At 73.4% G+C, this 17,807-nt stretch carries 16 protein-coding genes; 3 read left to right on the top strand and 13 right to left on the bottom strand.

Going from position 1 to position 17,807, the window contains the following annotated elements; genetic code table 11:
- Positions 1-105: 105 nt before the first annotated feature.
- From ACIOFR_RS26635 to ACIOFR_RS26605, 7 genes are read right to left on the bottom strand one after another with little or no spacing between them, the layout of a single operon-like run.
- Positions 106-1,032: a GNAT family N-acetyltransferase gene (locus ACIOFR_RS26635; protein ID WP_401001528.1), complete on the bottom strand. Its 927-nt coding sequence runs from the start codon at positions 1,030-1,032 to the stop codon at positions 106-108.
- A gap of 5 nt (positions 1,033-1,037) precedes the next feature.
- Positions 1,038-2,297 (bottom strand): hypothetical protein, encoded by a 1,260-nt coding sequence (locus tag ACIOFR_RS26630; RefSeq protein ID WP_401001535.1) that lies wholly within the window; start codon positions 2,295-2,297, stop codon positions 1,038-1,040.
- Complete coding sequence (locus tag ACIOFR_RS26625) at positions 2,297-3,514, bottom strand: MFS transporter (protein WP_401001527.1); 1,218 nt, start codon at positions 3,512-3,514, stop codon at positions 2,297-2,299. Before ACIOFR_RS26625 ends, ACIOFR_RS26630 begins: the two co-directional genes overlap by 1 nt.
- Positions 3,515-3,549: 35 nt before the next feature.
- The gene (locus tag ACIOFR_RS26620) at positions 3,550-4,419 is read right to left on the bottom strand and encodes a GNAT family N-acetyltransferase (protein WP_401001525.1); all 870 of its coding nucleotides are present in this window, start codon (positions 4,417-4,419) and stop codon (positions 3,550-3,552) included.
- 43 nt (positions 4,420-4,462) lie between these two features.
- The gene (locus ACIOFR_RS26615) at positions 4,463-5,743 is read right to left on the bottom strand and encodes an MFS transporter (RefSeq protein WP_401001523.1); all 1,281 of its coding nucleotides are present in this window, start codon (positions 5,741-5,743) and stop codon (positions 4,463-4,465) included.
- Complete coding sequence (locus ACIOFR_RS26610; protein ID WP_401001521.1) at positions 5,734-7,056, bottom strand: acetyl-CoA carboxylase biotin carboxylase subunit family protein; 1,323 nt, start codon at positions 7,054-7,056, stop codon at positions 5,734-5,736. The genes ACIOFR_RS26615 and ACIOFR_RS26610 overlap by 10 nt, the downstream gene beginning before the upstream one ends.
- Before the next feature lie 26 nt (positions 7,057-7,082).
- A complete protein-coding gene (locus ACIOFR_RS26605) occupies positions 7,083-8,351 on the bottom strand; it encodes an ATP-grasp domain-containing protein (RefSeq protein WP_401001520.1) in 1,269 nt (422 codons plus the stop codon).
- A 152-nt stretch (positions 8,352-8,503) separates the two neighbouring features.
- Between ACIOFR_RS26605 and ACIOFR_RS26600 the strand changes: the two genes are divergently transcribed.
- From ACIOFR_RS26600 to ACIOFR_RS26590, 3 genes are all read left to right on the top strand, one after another.
- Positions 8,504-9,346, top strand: coding sequence for a class II glutamine amidotransferase (locus ACIOFR_RS26600; protein ID WP_401001519.1), 843 nt, complete (start codon positions 8,504-8,506; stop codon positions 9,344-9,346).
- Entirely contained in the window at positions 9,268-10,086 is an 819-nt protein-coding gene (locus ACIOFR_RS26595) for a hypothetical protein (RefSeq protein ID WP_401001517.1), read from the top strand. The genes ACIOFR_RS26600 and ACIOFR_RS26595 overlap by 79 nt, the downstream gene beginning before the upstream one ends.
- 63 nt (positions 10,087-10,149) lie before the next feature.
- On the top strand, positions 10,150-11,523 hold the full coding sequence (locus ACIOFR_RS26590; protein ID WP_401001516.1) for a glutamine synthetase family protein: 1,374 nt from the start codon (positions 10,150-10,152) through the stop codon (positions 11,521-11,523).
- A gap of 83 nt (positions 11,524-11,606) precedes the next feature.
- Here the strand turns inward: ACIOFR_RS26590 and ACIOFR_RS26585 are convergent, their stop codons facing one another.
- The 6 genes from ACIOFR_RS26585 to ACIOFR_RS26560 all read right to left on the bottom strand — a co-directional run bounded on the left by ACIOFR_RS26585 (position 11,607) and on the right by ACIOFR_RS26560 (position 17,807).
- Positions 11,607-12,884 carry a DegT/DnrJ/EryC1/StrS family aminotransferase gene (locus ACIOFR_RS26585; RefSeq protein ID WP_401001514.1) on the bottom strand — a complete coding sequence of 426 codons (1,278 nt, stop codon included), beginning with the start codon at positions 12,882-12,884 and terminating at the stop codon, positions 11,607-11,609.
- Complete coding sequence (locus ACIOFR_RS26580) at positions 12,884-13,687, bottom strand: SDR family NAD(P)-dependent oxidoreductase (RefSeq protein WP_401001513.1); 804 nt, start codon at positions 13,685-13,687, stop codon at positions 12,884-12,886. The genes ACIOFR_RS26585 and ACIOFR_RS26580 overlap by 1 nt, the downstream gene beginning before the upstream one ends.
- On the bottom strand, positions 13,684-14,415 hold the full coding sequence (locus ACIOFR_RS26575) for a cupin domain-containing protein (RefSeq protein WP_401001511.1): 732 nt from the start codon (positions 14,413-14,415) through the stop codon (positions 13,684-13,686). The genes ACIOFR_RS26580 and ACIOFR_RS26575 overlap by 4 nt, the downstream gene beginning before the upstream one ends.
- Positions 14,415-15,581: a 2-deoxy-scyllo-inosose synthase gene (locus ACIOFR_RS26570; protein ID WP_401001510.1), complete on the bottom strand. Its 1,167-nt coding sequence runs from the start codon at positions 15,579-15,581 to the stop codon at positions 14,415-14,417. The genes ACIOFR_RS26575 and ACIOFR_RS26570 overlap by 1 nt, the downstream gene beginning before the upstream one ends.
- A 109-nt stretch (positions 15,582-15,690) precedes the next feature.
- On the bottom strand, positions 15,691-16,605 hold the full coding sequence (locus ACIOFR_RS26565) for a TauD/TfdA dioxygenase family protein (RefSeq protein WP_401001509.1): 915 nt from the start codon (positions 16,603-16,605) through the stop codon (positions 15,691-15,693).
- A gap of 107 nt (positions 16,606-16,712) precedes the next feature.
- Entirely contained in the window at positions 16,713-17,807 is a 1,095-nt protein-coding gene (locus ACIOFR_RS26560; RefSeq protein ID WP_401001507.1) for a DUF1611 domain-containing protein, read from the bottom strand.

The following is a 17,807-nucleotide window of genomic DNA, read 5'->3' as shown; positions in this document are numbered from 1 at the left end:
CGCGGGGCGCCGCCCCCGCGGGGGCGCCCCCCCCCCCCCGGCCGCGGGGGGGGGGGGGGGGGCCCGGGGGGGGCCCCCCCCCCGGCGGCCGTGGCCGGGTCCCGACTACCGTGCGGGTGCCCGAACTCGGGTGCCCGCCAGGAACGGAGCCGTGTACCGTCCCGGGTCCGTGTCCGCGGGGTCGTCCGTGAACAGCTCGCAGCGCAGGGTCCGGTCCTCGGCGGGGTCGGCCGCGTAGCCGAGGACCAGGCAGGGGCCGCTGAGGTTCGCCAGGTTCAGGACCAGGTCCGCCAGATCGCGGCCCTCGGGGTCGTGGAAGTCCTGGGACGGCACGCAGCGGAATCCCATGGCGACCTTGAACGAGAAGAGCCCGGCCTTGGTGAGGTGCCCGTACAGGTTCGGCTCGTCGCCCAGGGTCGCCCAGCGGTACCCCTTCTCCCGGGCCGTGCGCATCGCGGCGAAGTAGAGGGTGCGGGCCAGGCTGTGCCGGCGCCACGTCTCGGTCACGGCGGAGAAGCGGATCCGTGCGGCGTCCTCGTCCGGGCACTCCCGCACCACGCAGCCGCCGACCAGCTCGTCGCCCTCGTGGGCGAGCACCGCGAAGTACTGCTCGGTGCCGCCCAGGAGCCGTCCCCGCTGCCGTACGGCGATGGGCACGCCGTAGGCCATTCCCTCGACCCGGTCGCGGTACAGGGCGAGGAAGGGGTCCAGCACCTCCGGCCGGATCGTGTCGTGGACCGAGAAGCGCAGCGCGTTGTGCGCCCGGGTCCGCGCACGCCGGATGTCCTGGCGCGACTTGGTCTCCAGCCGGGCCAGGAACTCGTCCTCGTCGGAGCGGAGTTCGGCCTTCCAACACAGCAGTTCCGGCTTGTGGACGAACCCCGCCGCCGCCAGCTCCTCGCGGGCCCCGGCCGTGGGTTCGGGCATCCGGACCACGTCGACGGGCCGGGTGGTGCCGAGCCAGGGCCGGGTGGCCAGGTCCGCCGGGGTGATCAGGCCGATGCTCAGCCCGTGTTCGTCGACGACGTCCATCCGGATCACCCGCGCCCGTCGTGGCCGGCCGCGGCCAGCACGACGGGCCGGGCGTCGCCGGACCCGGCCACGGTCGTGGTGAACCGCCGGCCGATCTCCGCCGTCCGCTCGGCCACCTGCGCCTCGTCGGCGGCACGCATCACCACGATGCCGCCGTAGACGGACGAGTCGACCGGGCCGTGGAAGACGTCGCCGACTCGGGTCGTCACCTCGGCGTGGACCACGCCCGGCGCAGCCAGCAGCTCCTCGACCGGAGTGACCGCCGTGACCGTGCCGAGCGGGCGCGGCAGCATGTACTGGATCATGTGGTCGGAGCGGGCCGGCTGCCGGACCTCGACCCCCAGCCCCAGGGAGAGGTCCAGCAGGGCGCCCAACTGGTCGACGCCGTACTGGTGTTCCAGCTGGGCGGCGATGCCTCCGCCGCCGGTCCGGCAGGCGATCTCGCCGACCAGGTGGCCCCGGGAGCACTGCAGGACCTCCAGGTGGGTCACCCCGTCGGTGAGGCCCAGCGCGGCGACGACCCGCTCGTGGAGTGCGGCGACGACCCGGGCGTTCGGATCGTCCTCGGGCAGGGTGTACGAGCCGATGGCGCCGCCCACGCTGCGCAGCACCGGAGCGAGGTAGCGGGAGACCGGGGCGAAGCGGACCTGCCCGTCGACCACGATGCCGTCGCAGTGGAACTCGGTCTCGATGTCGATGAGTTCCTCGGCCAGCAGGGGGTAGGGGGCGGCCCGCAGGCCCGCCGTGGCGGCGTCGGTGGCGAGGCGCCGGGCGTGGTCCGCGTCGCGGAGCACGAAGATGTCCTCCGAGCCGCCGCCGAAGGCCCGCTTGACGACGATCGGCCAGCCGAGCTCGTCCCCGGCGTCCGCCGCGTGGGCGAACGAGTCGAGGCGGCGGAAGTCCGCCACCGGCAGTCCCGCGGCGGCGAGTTCCTGCTTCATGACGAGCTTGTTGGAGAAGGCGTTGGACACCGCGTAGCCGGTGCCGGGCAGCCCGAAGTAGGAGCGGATGTAGCCGCCGGCCTGGATGCTCCACTCGGAGGGCGCCACCACGTGGTCGAAGGGGTTCCTGGCCCGGATGCGCAGCGCGGCGAGCCGGACCTGGGTGAGGTCCTCGATGGTGTCGACCACCTCGACGTCCGTGCCGGGCCCGTAGTGGTGCAGGTACTCCGGCATGGTGATGACCGACAGCCGGATGTCCTCCCGCCGTTGCAGTGCGCGGGCGGCGTTCTCCCGGCTTGAGTTGATCAACAGGACGTTCTTCATCACACGGGCCTTTCCTCGGCCATGGCGAGCGGGGGAGTGACGGGTGCGGGGCGGGACGCGGGGCGGAGCGCGGGGTTGCGGACCGTCCACACGAGCGCCCCGAGCAGTGCGGTGGCCGTGACCGGCAGGAAGATCCGCACCGAGCCGGTGAGGTTCGCCGTGAGGCCGAGCAGCAGAGCGGAGACGGGGACCGCGCCGGTCATGAACGTACGGATCACCGCGTTGACCCGGCCGGCCAGCTCTCGCGGGATCTCGCGCTGCCGGTAGGCCATCGTCGTGGCGTTGACCCCGCCCTCGCCGAGGCACAGCACGCAGAAGCCCGCCACCACCGCGAGCGGGGCGCTGACCAGCAGGACGAGGGAGCCGAGGGCGGCCACCGCGAGCCAGAAGGCGATCCGGTGGTGCCGCCGGCCGGGAGCCGGCACCTTGGGGCTCAGCCAGGCGCCGGCGGCGGCGGCCACCGCCCCGCAGGAGACCGCGGCGCCCAGGGCGGAGGAGGACCAGTGCCACTGGGTGGCGCCGACCGTGAGCAGCGTGGGTTCCAGAGCCCCGGCGCCGAGGTTGTACAGCGCGACCGCGAGGGTCAGCCGCTGCAGGTCGGGCCGGGAGCGGAAGTAGGCGGCGCCCTCGCGCAGCATCGCGCCCAGCGCCGTCCGGGGCCCGGCGGGCTCCGGCGCCGGCATGAACAGCACGGTCAGGGCGGTGAGCAGGAAGGTGGCCGCGTCGATCTCCAGGGCCGGGCCGGGGCCGACGCCGGCGATGACCGCGCCGGCCAGCGCGGGCCCGGCGAACCGTGCCGTCAGCTGGGCGGAGTTGAACCAGCCCGACGCCTGGTCCAGGCGTTCGCGCGGGACCAGGGCGGGGAGCAGGCCGTAGTCGCCCGCCACGTCGGAGACGACCTTGGCCAGGCCCATGACGAACAGCACCGGGAACACCGCCGCGACCGCGTGCACGGCCAGCAGCAGGGGGATCAGGGCCACGCACACGCCCTGGACCACCTCGCCCGCGGCGAACAGCAGGCGCCGGTCGTAGCGGTCGATGGCCGCGCCGAGGAAGGGCGCCGCCAGGTACGGGACGGTCTGGGCCGCGAGGCTCAGGACGGCCGGCAGGGTCGAGTGCGTCGACTCGACCAGGGCCCAGGGAACGGCCAGGTAGAGGAAGGTGTTTCCGGCCGTGGACACCGCGGTGGCCCCGGTCAGCAACCAGAACGATTTCATCGGGATCCTCATCGCAGAGGGAGGTCGGGAAGGGGTCAGAGGAAGTGCCCGCTGGCCAGGTACGGCCGCGGGACCGGCAGGTCGCGCACGGCGACGTAGCCCTCCTGGACGATGTCGAGGCCCGCGGCCAGGCCGACGTCCATCGCCCACTCGTTGACCGCGGTGATCGACGGGACGAACGCGTCGTGCGGGGTCGACGCCAGCGCCTCCCACAGCAGTGACCGGGCGGTGTCCTCGTGGGCGGCGGCCAGCAGCGCCACGTGGCCCCGGTCGTCGACGTACGCGTATCCCGGCCAAGGTCCGGACCGGGACACGAGCAGGCGCAGGGTGGACAGCATGAACGTGTGGTCGGGGCCGTGGCCGGCGCCGCGCAGGCCGGTGTCGAGCCGGTCCATCCAGGGGAGGTCGCGGAGATCGCCCTCGGTGACACCGGCGACCGCGGGAAGCGCGGACCGGTCGACGGTTCCGGTCATCCGCACCTGGGAGTGGAGCGAGAAGCCGGCCAGCCGGTACCGGCGGGTCGCGCCGGGGTGCACGCTGGAGATGAAGATGCCCGGGCGGTCCCCGGCGTGCGCGAGCGCGGCGTCCATCAGACCCCGTCCGACGCCGCGCCCCTGATGACCCGGCAGGACTCCGTACGTCGCCAGGTACCAGAGTCGGTCGCGGTTCTGCGAGATCGCGAAGCCCACGACCTCGCCCGCGTCCACCGCCACCCAGCACCCGTCCGGGTCCACGGTGAGGAAGAAGCCCATCCGGTCGATCCAGAGGGCGGAGGCCGCGGCCGAGCGGGGTTCCGGCTCCGGCTCGACGGCGCGCCTGTTGAGCTGCTCGGCCTCCAGGAACGTCGCCGCCGAGGCGCGCTCCGCCCGGCGGAGGTCGTCCGCCCGCATCCGTCTGATCTGCATGATGAACTCCTCGGATTCCCGATCCCCACGGCGCCGCGGACCCCTACCGGGGCGACCGGCGGCCCGCGAGGGCGACCACGGGACGGCTCGCCGCCCCGACCAGCAGGAAGAGCACGGCGAGCACGAGCCAGCCGGGCCGCCCCCAGGACAGCACCATGACACCCATCACGGTCGGGGCCAGCGCGTCGCCGGTGCCCGCGCCGAGCCGGTAGACACCGGAGTACTGGCCCTGCGCCTCGGCGGAGGCGAGGCCGAAGGAGTACTCCATCGAGGCCGCGGCGTGCCAGAGCTCGCCGACCGTGTACACGGCGGTGGCCGCGACCAGGACCAGGGCCGAGACCCAGGCCGTCGGCCCGTCGGCCGCGGCCATCAGGACCAGCCCGGTGCACAGGGCGCCCCCGGCCCACAGCATCCGCCTGCCCGCGGCCTCGGTGGAGGACACCGACCGGCCGGCGATCACCTGGAGTCCGGCCACCATCGCGGTGTTGAGCAGCAGGACGGCGGAGACGGTCCAGCGCGGCGCGTCCGTGTGGTCCACGATCCACAGCGGAAGTGCGAAGGTCGGCACCGCGTAGTGCATCTCCATGACCCCGTTGATCACCGTCGCGACCAGGAAGGGACGGTTGCGCAGCGCGACCCAGCCGGGCTTCTCCGGGGCGCGGTCCTCGCTCCGCGCGGGGCCCGGCAGCCGGGTGAGCACGAGGGCGCACCCGACGAAGGCCACCGTCCGGCCGACCAGCAGGCTCACGTAGGCCTCGCGCGAGTTGGCCTGGATGGCCGCGCCGGCCACCACCGCGCCCAGGCCGACCGCCAGGTTGGTGACGGCCTGGAGGTAGGCGCGGTACGCGGCGGGCCGCTCGCCGCCGAACTGCCGCACCAGCGGGTCCCGGCTGGTGGGGTTGGCGGAGTGCACCGCGGCGGTCAGGCAGGCCACCGCGATGAACGGCCAGAAGGTGTGGACGAAGAGGTAGCAGGTCATGAAGAACGCGCCGAGCACCATGACGCCGATCTGCGTGCGCCTGGCGCCCCAGCGGTCGGCGACGCGGCCGGCGGCCATCCCCGCGACGAGGCCGACGATGCCGCCGGCGGTGAGGCCGACCGCCACCTGTGCGGTGGGCAGCCCGATCACCCGGGTGAAGTACAGCGCACTGCTCGTCACGAACAGGCCGCTGCCGAAGGTGTTGACCAGGGTCGCGGCCGCGAGGACACGCTGCGGGCCGGGTGCCGGCAGCAGTCTCGCCCACCGGCCCGCCCCGCGACGCTCCGGCCGCTCCGCCGGGCCGGCCGCCGGGCCGGCCCGGTCGACGTTCTCGGTCAGTGCCACAGCCGCTCCCCGAGCTCGTCGTGCGGCCGGGCCGCCCGCTGCCAGGCACGCAGCTCGCGGGGGGTCGCGGGGTGCGGGGCGACCACCAACCGCTCGCCGAACCACCGGCGGACCTCGGCGAAGCGCTGCGTCAGCTGGGCCTCCGAGTCGGCGACGACCAGGATCTGGGCAGCCCGCTGGTCGGTGCCCGCGGCGCCCCCGGTCCAGACCGTCCCGACCGGTGCCTCCACCCGGGCGTACTCGACGCCCGGCAGGGCCATCAGGTCGGCGGCCGAGGGGCGGTCGACCAGGATGCCCGGGCGGCCGGGCAGGTAGGACGCGCCGACCGTGCCCGGCCGGACCTTGACGTTCAGTTCCGGCCGGCGGCCGAGTCCGCACAGCAGCATGGCCTCGCCGAGGTCGACGCCGAACTTCGCCTGGACCTCCTCCTGGATGAGGGCGCCGCCGCGGCGTGCGCCGCACTCGCCGAAGACCAGCCGGCCGGTGGCCGGGTCGTGGAAGAGCTCCATGTGGAAGACGCCGTCGGTGAGGCCGAGCGCCCGCAGGGCGCCGAGCACGACCGGTTCGGCCCGCTCGTACCGCCACCGCTCGGTGTCGGGGTCGATCCGCCGCATCCACAGGGGGACGCCCTCGTCGAGCGCGGTCAGGCACGGGGCGCCGTAGGTGCCGAGCGACCAGAACAGCACCTCGCCGTCGAAGACGACGCCGTCGGCGATCCACTCCTCGCCCCCGATGTACTCCTCCAGGACGAAGGTGCGTTCGGCGGTGCCGGCGGTCCGGTACCGCCGGCTGAGCCCGTGCAGCTGCGCCACGGAGTCGACGACGGCGGTCAGCCGGGTCGAGGCGCCGGCCACCGGTTTGAGGACGGCGCGCGCCCAGGGGAGTTCGGTCACGGCGGTGACGTCGTGGACGTCGTCGATCACCGTCAGCCGGGCGGTGTCGATGCCCGCCCGTGCGACCAGCCGCTTCTGCAGGGACTTGTCCCGGAAGCGGAGCGCGGTGCGTGCGTCGATCGCCCGGCAGCCCAGGTGTTCGGCGATCAGTCCGGCGGTCACCAGCGCGAACTCGTCGGAGGTCACCACCGCGTCGAAGGCGCGGTGCGCGAGCCCGGCCCGGTGCAGGGCGGCGAGGACCGCCTCCGGCGAGGCCTGGTCGTCGACCCGCAGCACGGCCTGCCCGGGTGCCGCGAGAGCGGCGTCGTGTTCCCGCGCGCCCGAGGCGATCACGGCGTCGATGCCGAGGCGCGCGCAGGCGTCCACCACGTAGCGGGCGCTGCCGAGGAGCAGGACCAGGGGGCGGTTGTCGTTTCCCATGGGACTTCCTTCCGTGTGTGCGGCCGTCAGAGCAGCCGGTAGACCTGGTCCTTGAGGCCGTCGACCAGAGCCCGGTCGCGGCGCAGACTGGCCTCGTCCGGGCCGGCCAGGAAGACCCGGAGCGGGCTGGTGAGCAGGTCCTCGGTCGGCCGCAGACGTCGTCCCGGGCCGGAGCGGACGGCGACGCTGTGGACGGCGGGAAGGCCGGTGATCCGGTCCACGACGCCGGTCTCGACGGCGGCGACGACGCCGTCCAGGGCGGTGGGGGACTCGTAGACGGCGGCGGCCCGCACCGGCCGGTACGCGCGGCCGCCGAACCGGCGGGCGAAGTCGGCGGGTCGGGTGTAGGCGTGGGCGACCAGTTCGGCGACGTTCGTGCCGAACACGGTGTCGTAGAAGTCGGCGTTCATCGCGCCGTTGAGGCGGGCGCCGACCTCCACCAGGGTCGGTCCCCGAGGGGTGACGATCACCTCGGCGTGCGAGGGGCCGTGCCGGATGCCCAGGGTGTCGAGGACGGTCCCCACGTAGGCGGTGAGGGCCGGGACGGGGTCGGCGCCGGGGTCGCGGAGCACGCACATGTCGTAGATCGTCCGGCCGCCGTCGACGGGGCGCCGCTCGGACTCCCAGACGCCGGCCAGGTAGCGGCTGCCGTCGGCGCTGACGCAGTCCACGGCGAACTCGGGGCCCGCCAGGAACTCCTGGACCAGGACCTCCGTGTTGCGCTCCGCGAACATCGAGTGGGCGGCGAGCACGCGCCGGGCCGCGCCGGCCACCTCCTCGGGGGTGCGGCAGACGAACACGTGGTCGGACGAGGCGGAGGAGAGGGGTTTGACCACGACGGGGGAGCGTCCGTGCCGTACCGCCCACGCGGCCGCCGCGTCCGGGTCGTCGGTCTTGTACTGGTCGGCGCAGCGGATGCCGGCGGCGCGCAGCGCTTCGATCATCTCGTACTTGTCGCGCCGGGCGGCGGAGAGGGCGGTGCCGTTGGTGGCGAGGCCGAGGCGTTCGCCGAGCGTGTCGGCGAGCGGTACGCCGGGTTCCTGGCCGGCCAGCACGGCGACCGGGTCGAGGTCGCGCAGCCGGGCGAGGACCTGTTCCAGCGCGGCGTCGTCCGGGCAGAGGAGCCACTCCCGGTAGTCCTCGGGGCGCGGCGGGATCATCGCCGGCCTCGGCTCGGCCGTGCTCAGCACGTGCACGCAGGCATGCCCACGCCGGGCGAACGCGGTGACCAGGGACGCGGCGTTGGAGTAGCCGTCCACGATCACAACGGGCCTGGCGGGCAATCGGTCAGCCATCGTCACTCCTTGATCGAGGCCTTGAGGTTGTCACAATCATTGCCTGATGGGCAACCATATTGCCAAATCTTGCCATCGCTTCTAACGTCGAGGGCGACAGCCGACCCTTCGAGACCCACAGGAGACCGGATGCCCGAGAGAACGGGTGGCCCATGTGCCGGCTGATCCTGGCCCACGGCTCGTTCGCCGCGGCGGACATCGCGGCCGCCGCCGTGCAGATGAGCTGCGGAGCCACCGCCGACCACGACAACGCCACCACCGTGCACGCCCACGGCTGGGGAGCGGTGTGGCGCGATCCCGTCGACGGCGGGCTGCGGGTCCACCGTGACGTGCGCCCGGCCGCCGACAGCCTGCTCGCCTCCCCCGTGGCACACGTCCGCACGGACTTCCTGGCCATCCACGTCCGCAACGCGACGCTGCCCGGCAACCGGGGCCTCACGTTCACCCACCCGCTGGAACGGCCCGAGGACGACTGGTACTTCATGCACAACGGGTACCTGCCGACCGTCTACGAGCTGCTCGGCATGAGCGAGTCCGTCTTCGACTCCGCGGAGTACTTCGACTACCTGATCCCGCCGCGGACCGCGGGCCTGGAGCAGGCGAGCGCCCTGGCGAGGCTGCGGGCGATCCCGCCCGGCGGAATGTCCGGCAACGCCATCGCCGTCCATCCCGACCGGGCCCATCTCGTCCACTGGAGCCCGCCCGGGACCCGCACCCCGGTGTTCTTCGCGATGCACCGTCACACCACGGCGGACCGGCTAGTGGTGGCCTCCGAGATCGTCGCGGACCTGGCTCCCGCCGAGCACTGGGATCCACTGCCCGCCGACACCGTGCTCACCTTCCCGTTCACCCGAGAGGGCGCCCGCCCGGGCGCCCGCGAAGCCGCCCGAGAGGGCGCCCGAGAAAGGACCCCGTCATGCCCGCTGCCTGGGAGCGCCTCGTCCACCACCTCGACCGGCCCGCAGACCCGGCGCCCGACGGCCCCGGCATCCTGAAGGGCCTCGTCAACGGCGACCACGCCGTGGTCGTGCTCCGCGGCCTGGTGCCCCGGGAGGAGTTCGACGCGAACGTCCGACGCGTCCTGCCGCTCCTCGGACAGGCCGCCACCACGCAGTACAGCAACGGCAGCCTGACCACCATCGGCCCGTTCCTGGCCAAGCACCTCGCCGCCGTGGACGCCTACTTCGAGGAGGCCGCCGCGGCCGCGCGGCTGACCTCCTCGATCGGCTTCGACCTGGCCGGGCGCACCCGCGCCCGGCTGGCCGAGGTCCTCGGCCTCGACTCCTTCGAGGTGGCGGTGGAGCCGGACGGTCGCCGCTACGCCGAGAAGAACGTCCGCATCTACCCGGACGGCGTCCGCACCCCGCTGCACAACGACAACATGATGCGCGACGCGGCCGGCACCGGCCTGCTCCTGGAGAACCTGCGCCACCACCTGAGCGTCGTGGTGTGCCTCCAGGAGTGCGAGGAGGGCGGCGAGCTGGAGATCCACCGCAAGCGGTGGGCGCCCGAGGACGAGGGCTTCAAGGTCCTCGACGGCCTCGGCTACGACGACGCGGTCACCGGGGGCGCCCCCTCGCACCGCTTCAAGCCGGAGGCCGGTGACGTCTACCTCCTCAACCCCACGCACTACCACTCGATCGAACGGCCACTGGGCACGGCGGACCGGGTCACCATGGGCTTCTTCTTCGGATTCCTCGACGACACCCTGAGCGACGCCATCGCCTGGGTCTGACCCGGCCGGGCCCCTCAGAGCCCCCGAACCGACCGCACCCGGTCAGAGACGAGAGCACCGCACGTGCAGAATCACCATGTCCCGGACGGCGTCCGGACATCCGTCGAGCAGGACGACATCGAGTTGATCCGCTTCCTGTGGGTCGACCACAACTCCGTCACCCGCGGCAAGGCGGTGACCCGCGACGCCCTGGCCTCCCGCATGCGGTCCGGCGTCGGCCTGGCCCGCACCCGGCAGGCGTCGAGCCTGCTGGATCTCGGCCAGCCGGTACCGGGCTTCGACGCGGTGGGCGAGGTCCGGCTGGTTCCGGACCCCGACTCCTTCGTCCGGCTCCCGCACGCCCCGGGGTCGGCGGCCATGCTGTGCGACCTGGTGACCCTGGACGGCGAACCGTGGGCCGCCTGCCCGCGCACCTTCCTCAAGGAGGCGCTCGCAGCGGCGGCCGAGTACGAGGTGCTCGCCGCGTTCGAGCCGGAGTTCACACTGTGCGCCGGGAAGCCGGAACCCGGCAGGCTCGACCTGCTCGACGACAGCCTGTGCTTCGACAACGAGGGCTTCGACGCCGCCGACGAGTACGCCGTGGCCCTCGTTCGCGCGCTGCGCGCCCAGGGTCTGGAAGTGGAGACGTACCACCCCGAGTTCGGCAGCGGCCAGCACGAGATGACCCTGCGGCACGCGCCGGCGGTGCGCGCGGCCGACAACTACGTGTGGCAGCGGGCCATCACCCGGGGGCTGGCGCGCAAGCACGGCCTGTGGGCCACCTTCGCGCCGGTCCCGCACCCGGGGATGCGCGGCAACGGCAACCACGCGCACCTGTCGCTGTGGCGGCGCGGGCCTGCGGGCGAGCCCTCCGAGAACCTGTTCGCCGACCCGTCGGACGAGCTCGGCCTGTCCGCCATGGGGCGTCACTTCGTCGGAGGGCTCCTGGAGCACCTCCCGGCGCTCGTCGCCCTCACCAACGCCAGCGTCAACAGCTACCAGCGGCTCCGGCCCGGTATGTGGTCCGGTGCCTTCGGCGCGTACGGATTCGACAACCGCGAGGCGGCCGTCCGGATCCCCAGCCGGCTGCGAGGCAGCGAGTCGGCCTCGACGAACATCGAGGTCAAGACGTGTGACTCGACGGCTAACCCGTACCTGGCGCTCGGGGCGCTGATCCACGCCGGAATGGACGGCGTGCGCCGTCGGCTCGATCCCGGTGAGCCGCTGACGGAGGACCCGAACGGGCTCTCCGACCGCGAACTGCGCCGCCGCGGGGTCCGGCCGCTGCCGAGGTCGCTGGAGGAGGCCGTGGACGCGCTGGAGCGGGACGAGTTCATGATGTCCGTCCTGGGGCCGGAACGGCGTGCCCTGTACCCGGCCGTCAAGCGCGCCGACGTCCGGGACATGAAGGAGATGGGTGCCGTCGCCGACTTCCACACCCACGCGATCCGCTTCTAGGCCGGGTCCGCGGACCGGACGCACGTCGGCCCCGCCCCCCGGAAGGGGCGGGGCCGACGTGCGTCCGGTCGTCGTGCGGCAGGTCAGCCGGTGAGCTGCGCGCGGCGGGCCAGGACCCGCCGGAACGCCTCGGCGATGTCGTGCATGTCCTGCTCCTCGCCGAGCAGTGCGGCATGGTGGAAGGTGAGGAAGGTGTGGGCGGCGCGTGCGGCCGCCGGCCGGGCGTACTGCCGCGGGTCGAGCCGGTCGAGGTGACCGGGACGGATGTCGAACCTCCGGCGGGACGACGGGTCGTACAGCCGGCTGGCGAAGAGCGGCTGGTAGACGGGGCGCACCGGCAGCCCGAGCTCGGCGGTGAGTGCCTCCGCCACGGCCGCGGACGAGGCGGCGTCGGGCGGGGCTGCGGGCAGTTCGACGGCGTACCCGAAGTAGGTGCGCCGGGTGGTGCCCGGGGACGTCTGCTGCGGGCTCAGGCCCTGCTCGGCCAGCAGCCGGTCGAGCAGGGCCGCGTTGGTCCGGCGGCTGCCGTTCTGCGCGTCGAGGGTCTTCAACTGCGCGATGAGCAGCGCCGACTGGAACTCGGACAGGCAGCGGTTGCTGCCCATCAGCTCGCCGGTCTCCACCAGTTCGGGCGCCCCGGTGCGCGGGGCACGGGCCGCCCGGCAGCGCCCGTCGGCCCGCAGGTGCTCGATGCGCCGGGCGAGCGCCGCGTCGTCGGTGACCGCCGCCCCGCCCTCGCCACTGGTGAGCACCTTGGTGTGGTGCATGCTGAACGTGCCGACGTCGCCGAAGGTGCCGACCTTGCGGCCCAGGTACGTCGCCCCGTGGGCCTGGGCGCTGTCCTCGATCAGTGCCAGTCCGTGCCGGTCCGCCACCGCCCGCAGGCCGGTGAGGTCGGCCACGGCCGAGTACAGGTGCACCACCACGATGGCCTTCGTCGCCGGGGTGACGGCGGCCTCGGCCGACGCCGGGTCCAGGCACAGCGTGTGCGGGTCGACGTCGCAGAACACCGGTACGGCGTTGACACCGGCCACCGTCGAGGCCGAGGCGGCCCAGGAGAGGGCGGGCACGACCACCTCGTCGCCCGCCCCGACGCCGCACGCCTCCAGGGCCGTCATCAGCGCCGCCGTACCGCTGGCGGTGGGGACGCAGTGGCCGACACCGAGGTAGGAAGCGAAGTCCCCGGCGAAGCGCTGCTCGTACGTCGTGGCACCGCCGTACGGGCTGGCGATGGACCACCGGCCCGAGTGCAGTACCTCCAGCAGGGCCGCATCGGCACCCGGGGCCGGCTGCGGCCAGCGCGGCCAGGGCCGCCCGGTGCGCACCGGGCGGCCGCCGTGCACGGCCAGTGCGGCGCCCATCAGAGCAGGCCCCGGACGGTGCCGCCGTCCACGCCCCACACCGAGCCGGTGACGAACGAGGCCGCCGGCGAGGCGAGGAAGGTGATGACCCGGGCGATCTCGTCCGGGCTGCCCATCCTCCCCAGGGGCAGCTGGCGCTTGCTCATCTCGTACTCGACGGCTTCCCTGGCGTTTCGGCCGTGCACGTTCCCTAGGGTGTCGGCGAAGCCGCCCGGCCGGGTCCACAGCGGGGTCCACACCGGGCCCGGGGCGACCGCGTTGACGCGTACGGCCGGTCCATCGGACAGGGCCAGGCTCTTGGTCAGGCTGAGCAGGGCGACCTTGGAGACCTGGTAGTCGGCCGGCCCGGCCTCCGGTTGGCGGGCGAGGTCGGAGGCGTTGGTGACGATGCTGCCGCTGCCGCGCTCCCGCATGCCGGGCAGGACCAGCCGGACGGCCCGCACCGCGCTGAGGAAGTTGGTCTCGAAGGTGTCCAGCCAGTCCTGGTCGGAGAGTTCGTCGAAGGTGCGGGCGCGGCACTGGCCGACGTTGTTCACCAGGACGTCGGTGTGCCCGCCGAAGCCGTCGAGCAGCGTGGTGAACGCCTCCGTGACGCCGGCGGCACTGCCGAGGTCGGCCGTCACCGTCGTCACCTCGGCGCCCGCCGCGGCCAGTTCCCCGGCGAGGCGGGCGAGCCCGTCGGCGTCGCGGTCGACCAGGCCGAGCCGGGCGCCCTCCGCGGCCATCGTGCGCGCCGTGTCGGCCCCGATGCCGCTCGCGGCACCCGTGATGACGGCGGTCCGGCCGTCGAGCCCGAGCCTCACGCGACCCCCACCTCCGTGCTGATCAGCCGCAGGGGCTGCGCCCCGGTGGGGGAGACGGTGAAGGCGAGCCCCGGGGTGAGCGCGACGGACAGACCCGGGCCGCCCGGGTGGCGCACGCCGTCCGCGACGATCGCGCCGGAGCCCTCCAGGACGTGCAGCACGATGCTGCGGTCGGTCGGCACCCGCTCGTCGAGGCGTCCGCCGGCCGGTATGTCGAGGAGCCGGAAGCGCCGCCAGTCGCCGGTGAAGTACCGGGTGAGGTCGACCTCCGCCGAACGGATCCCCGCGCCGGGCTCCAGCCGGTCGGGCACGTGCAGGTGCGCGGGGGGTGCGGCCGGGCCCTCGCCGGGGAAGACCTCGGTCACGAAGAAGTGCATGTCCTCGTCGCCCCGGTTGGCGATGGAGTGGGACGAGCCGATCGGCGTGGTGATCAGGTCCCCGGCCGCGGCCCGGATCTCCACGCCGTCCATGGTGACGACGGCGTGGCCGCGGACGATGTAGTAGATCTCCTCGGTGCGCAGGTGCACGTGCTCGCCGACGGAGGCGCCGGGCTCGACGACCACGTACTCGACGCAGTTCCACTCGCCTTCCAGGTGCATGCCGTTCATCAGCATCTTCCACCGGCAGACGCCCTCGCCGCCGACCTGGCGGTGGGTGACGGCGGGGCCCGAGACGTCGTTGGCGATCGGTCCGAACGGGCGGCGTTCGCCGCGTACCGTGGTGGCCATCAGGCACCCACCAGCGCGGGACGGTTGCCGAGCACGGACTCGATGCCGGTCCGGACGGTCCGCTCGTCGACCTGGGTGATCTGCAGGCCGCCGGGCCGGTGCGGCCGGCCGAGGGCCTCCAGGAGGATCAGGTCGCAGCTGCCGCTGCGGCCGGGTACGTAGCCGCGCTTGTTGTCGAGGCGGACGATGTCGAGCACGGATCGGGTGTCCAGCTCCTGCGGCAGCAGGGTGGGGGCGCCGTTGAGTTCGAGGAGCCGGCGGTGGGCGGCCTCGTCGGCGCGGTCGAGCATGCCGAGCTCGCGGGAGACCCGGGCGGCGGCCAGCATGCCGATGCCGATGGCGAAGCCGTGGCGGAGCCGTCCGCCGGTGAGCAGTTCGGCGGCGTGGCCGACGGTGTGCCCGTACTCCAGGATCAGCGCGTCGCCCTTCTCGTTGGGGTCGTGGCGCATCACGCGGGTCTTGGCGTCCACGCACAGGTCGATGAAGCGGCTCAGCACGTGCGGCGAGTAGCGGGCGTCGGTGCGCAGCAGGCCCGCGACCTCGTCGTAGCGCTCCGGCACGATGCCGAGCACGTTCTTGATCATCTCGCAGAGCGCGGACCGGGTCTCGGCGGCCGGCAGCGAGTCGAGGAAGTCCAGGTGGTTCCAGACGAACACCGGGGCGTGGAAGGTGCCCAGGTGGTTCTTGCCGTAGCTGGAGTTCACCGCCTGCTTGAGGGACAGCACCGAGTCGGACATGCCGAGCAGGGTGGTGGGCATGTGGACCAGCCGGATGCCGCGGAAGACGAGAGCGGCCAGCAGGCCCGCGATGTTGCCGACCGTGCCGCCGCCGAGGGCGACCACCACCGAGCGGCGGGTGATGCCGTCGCGCAGCGCCTCCTCGGCGAGCCGGTCGAGTGCGGTGAGGCGCTTCTGGGTCTCGTCGGCCCGGGCGCTCAGCACCCGGGTGGGGGCGAGCAGGGACAGGTTCATCTCGGTCTCGGCGACCAGCTGCGCCGGCAGCCCGGCATCCGCCACGACGACGAAGCGGTCCGCGTCGAGCTCCGCGAATCGGGTGCGCAGATCACTCCACGCGCTGTGGCCGTGGCGTACGTGGAAGTCGTAGCGGACGTCGCCGAAACGGACCTCGCGGTCGAGGCCGACGGTGTTCTCCGACAGGATGGTCACGTCTTCTCCTTGAAGCGGTCTGGGGCGCTCGGCGGGCGGGAGGGCCCGGAGCGGGCCCGGCCCGGTGACGTCGCGTCGCCGGGCCGGGATGCTCGGGAAAGGGGTTGGGTCACATGCTCGGAGTGCCGCCGGCGCCGAACTCCCGGGTGTTGCCCTGGATCGCGTAGCCGGGCAGGCCGTCCACGCCGACGGTGGTGGGACCCGCGACGGTGACGCGCTCACCACGGCGGTGGTCGGTGTAGTCCTTGACGGCGTAGTGCAGGGTCGCCTGGTTGTCCCAGATGACGAGGTCGCCCTTGCGCCACCGCCAGCGAACCGTGTGCTCCGGGACGGTGGCGTACTCGGTGAGGGCGCGCAGGACGTCCCGGCCGGCCTGCGGGCTGTAGCCGACGACGCGACGGGCGAAGCCGCCGAGCATCAGCGCCTTCTCACCGGTCTCCGGGTGCACGCGCACCGCGGGGTGCTCGGCGGTGAACACGTTCTTCAGGTAACTGTCCTTCACGTCGCCGTCGTAGGTGGCGTCGGTGAAGTCGGAGTCGTTGCTGTGGATCACGCGCAGGCTGTCGGCGAGTGTGCGCAGCCCCTGCGGCAGGTTGCGGTAGGCCAGGGCGGTGTCGGCCCACAGGGTGTCCCCGCCGACCTCCGGGCAGACCACGTTGTGCAGGATCGCGAACGCCGGGGGGTTCTCCATGTACGTGAAGTCCGCGTGCCAGTAGTTGGCCCGGGTGCCCTCGCCCATGGAGTCCATCTCCCGCAGGTGCGGGTAGCCCTCGGGGCCGCCGTAGATCGGGTGGCCGAGGGTCAGGGTCCCCAGGCGGCGGCCGAACGCGACGAGCCGGTCGTAGGCGAGGTCCTGATCGCGCAGGAAGATGACCTTGTGGGTCAGCAGGGCCTGGCGCAGCTCGGCGACCACCGCCTCGGACAGGTCCTCCGCGGCGTTCACGCCGCGGATCTCGGCACCGATGTTGCCGGCCACGCGGGCGATCTCGACACCGGTGTGCTCTCGGGTCAGGGTCTCGGTCACTTCGTCGTCTCCATCTCTTCGACTGGGTCGTGGTGCGGTGGTGCGGTCGGACGGTCAAGCGGACGGGGTGTCATGGGGAGTGGGGGAGTGGGGGTGGTGGTGGGTGCTCAGGCGGTGGGGCCGGCGAGGATCGCGTTCAACAGCTTCGCGGCGCCGTCCTCGTACCGGACCACGTCGGTGGCCGGCAGACCGGTGGCCGCCTCGATGGCGGCGATCTCCTCGCGGGCCTGCTCGTCCGACAGCCCGCGGGTGATGAGCGAGATGCCGACGACCGGGCAGCGGCCCTCGGGCCACACCCAGCTCGCGCCCTCCGCGTGCATCTCGATCGAGCGTTCCAGGGAGGGCAGCGGGAAGTCGGGGAGCAGCTTGATGGTGGGCCGGCTCAGGTCGTGGCACAGGATCAGGGAGTCGGCGCGGCTGCCGTGCATCAGGAACAGCGGTCCGCCGGAGCCCCGCGGGTGGTTGAGCGCGCCCTGCCCCTCGACCAGGACGAGGTCGCTCTCCTCGACGGCGGCGCAGACCTCCTCCTCGATGATCTTGGCGACGTAGTCGACCATGATCGCGTCGATCGAGACGCCCCGGCCGGTGATCATGGTGCCGATCTGGCCGGTGGCCACGAACTTCGGCCCGAGGCCGCGGCGCAGGGCCGCCTTCTCGATCTCCAGCATCGTGGTCATCTTCCCGATGCCGCAGTCGGTGCCGACCGTGAGCACGGTGCGCGAGCCCGGGCGGTGCGTCCTGATCTCGAACACCGGCTTGCCGTCCGGCATGAACTCGACGGTGTAGCGCTCCGTGGGCTCCCGTCGGACGTCCCAGAGCGTCGCGCCGGAGCGCTCGGCCGCCGCGCGGATCTCCTCGTCCTCGCCCAGCATGGTGTGCAGGCCGTTGATCACGTCCAGCCCCCTGCCGACCGCGTCGAGGACCATGGCGCGCCAGCTCGGCGGCAGGATGCCGCCGGTGGGCTCGGCGCCCAGCAGGACCGCGTCGGGCCGCAGGGCCATCGCGGCCTCGACGTCCGCCACGATCGGGATGCCCGCGCCGAGGCCGCCGACCGCCTCGCCGGTGTCGCGGCCGGCGTTGTGGTGGTCGACCACGGCGACGACGCGGTCGGAGCGGTACCGCAGGATGCCCATCAGGGTCTTGGCGGGGCTGGGGGTGATCTCGTCCTCGGCGAGGATCGCGATGCGCTTCAGGTGTTCCAT

This window comes from Kitasatospora sp. NPDC088346 (assembly GCF_044740765.1).
GTDB lineage: Bacteria > Actinomycetota > Actinomycetes > Streptomycetales > Streptomycetaceae > Kitasatospora.
The sequence above is the reverse complement of the archived record's forward strand: the minus strand, read 5'-3'. Positions and strand labels throughout refer to the sequence as shown.

What these genes read in the sequence shown, in the direction of transcription:
- ACIOFR_RS26620 (WP_401001525.1), bottom strand. Translation starts at nt 4,419, where the DNA reads ATGCAGATCAGACGGATGCGGGCGGACGACCTCCGCCGGGCGGAGCGC.
- ACIOFR_RS26560 (WP_401001507.1), bottom strand. Translation starts at nt 17,807, where the DNA reads ATGGAACACCTGAAGCGCATCGCGATCCTCGCCGAGGACGAGATCACC.
- ACIOFR_RS26635 (WP_401001528.1), bottom strand. Translation starts at nt 1,032, where the DNA reads ATGGACGTCGTCGACGAACACGGGCTGAGCATCGGCCTGATCACCCCG.
- ACIOFR_RS26630 (WP_401001535.1), bottom strand. Translation starts at nt 2,297, where the DNA reads ATGAAGAACGTCCTGTTGATCAACTCAAGCCGGGAGAACGCCGCCCGC.
- ACIOFR_RS26595 (WP_401001517.1), top strand. Translation starts at nt 9,268, where the DNA reads ATGCCCGCTGCCTGGGAGCGCCTCGTCCACCACCTCGACCGGCCCGCA.
- ACIOFR_RS26605 (WP_401001520.1), bottom strand. Translation starts at nt 8,351, where the DNA reads ATGGCTGACCGATTGCCCGCCAGGCCCGTTGTGATCGTGGACGGCTAC.
- ACIOFR_RS26585 (WP_401001514.1), bottom strand. Translation starts at nt 12,884, where the DNA reads ATGGGCGCCGCACTGGCCGTGCACGGCGGCCGCCCGGTGCGCACCGGG.
- ACIOFR_RS26625 (WP_401001527.1), bottom strand. Translation starts at nt 3,514, where the DNA reads ATGAAATCGTTCTGGTTGCTGACCGGGGCCACCGCGGTGTCCACGGCC.
- ACIOFR_RS26610 (WP_401001521.1), bottom strand. Translation starts at nt 7,056, where the DNA reads ATGGGAAACGACAACCGCCCCCTGGTCCTGCTCCTCGGCAGCGCCCGC.
- ACIOFR_RS26600 (WP_401001519.1), top strand. Translation starts at nt 8,504, where the DNA reads ATGTGCCGGCTGATCCTGGCCCACGGCTCGTTCGCCGCGGCGGACATC.
- ACIOFR_RS26575 (WP_401001511.1), bottom strand. Translation starts at nt 14,415, where the DNA reads ATGGCCACCACGGTACGCGGCGAACGCCGCCCGTTCGGACCGATCGCC.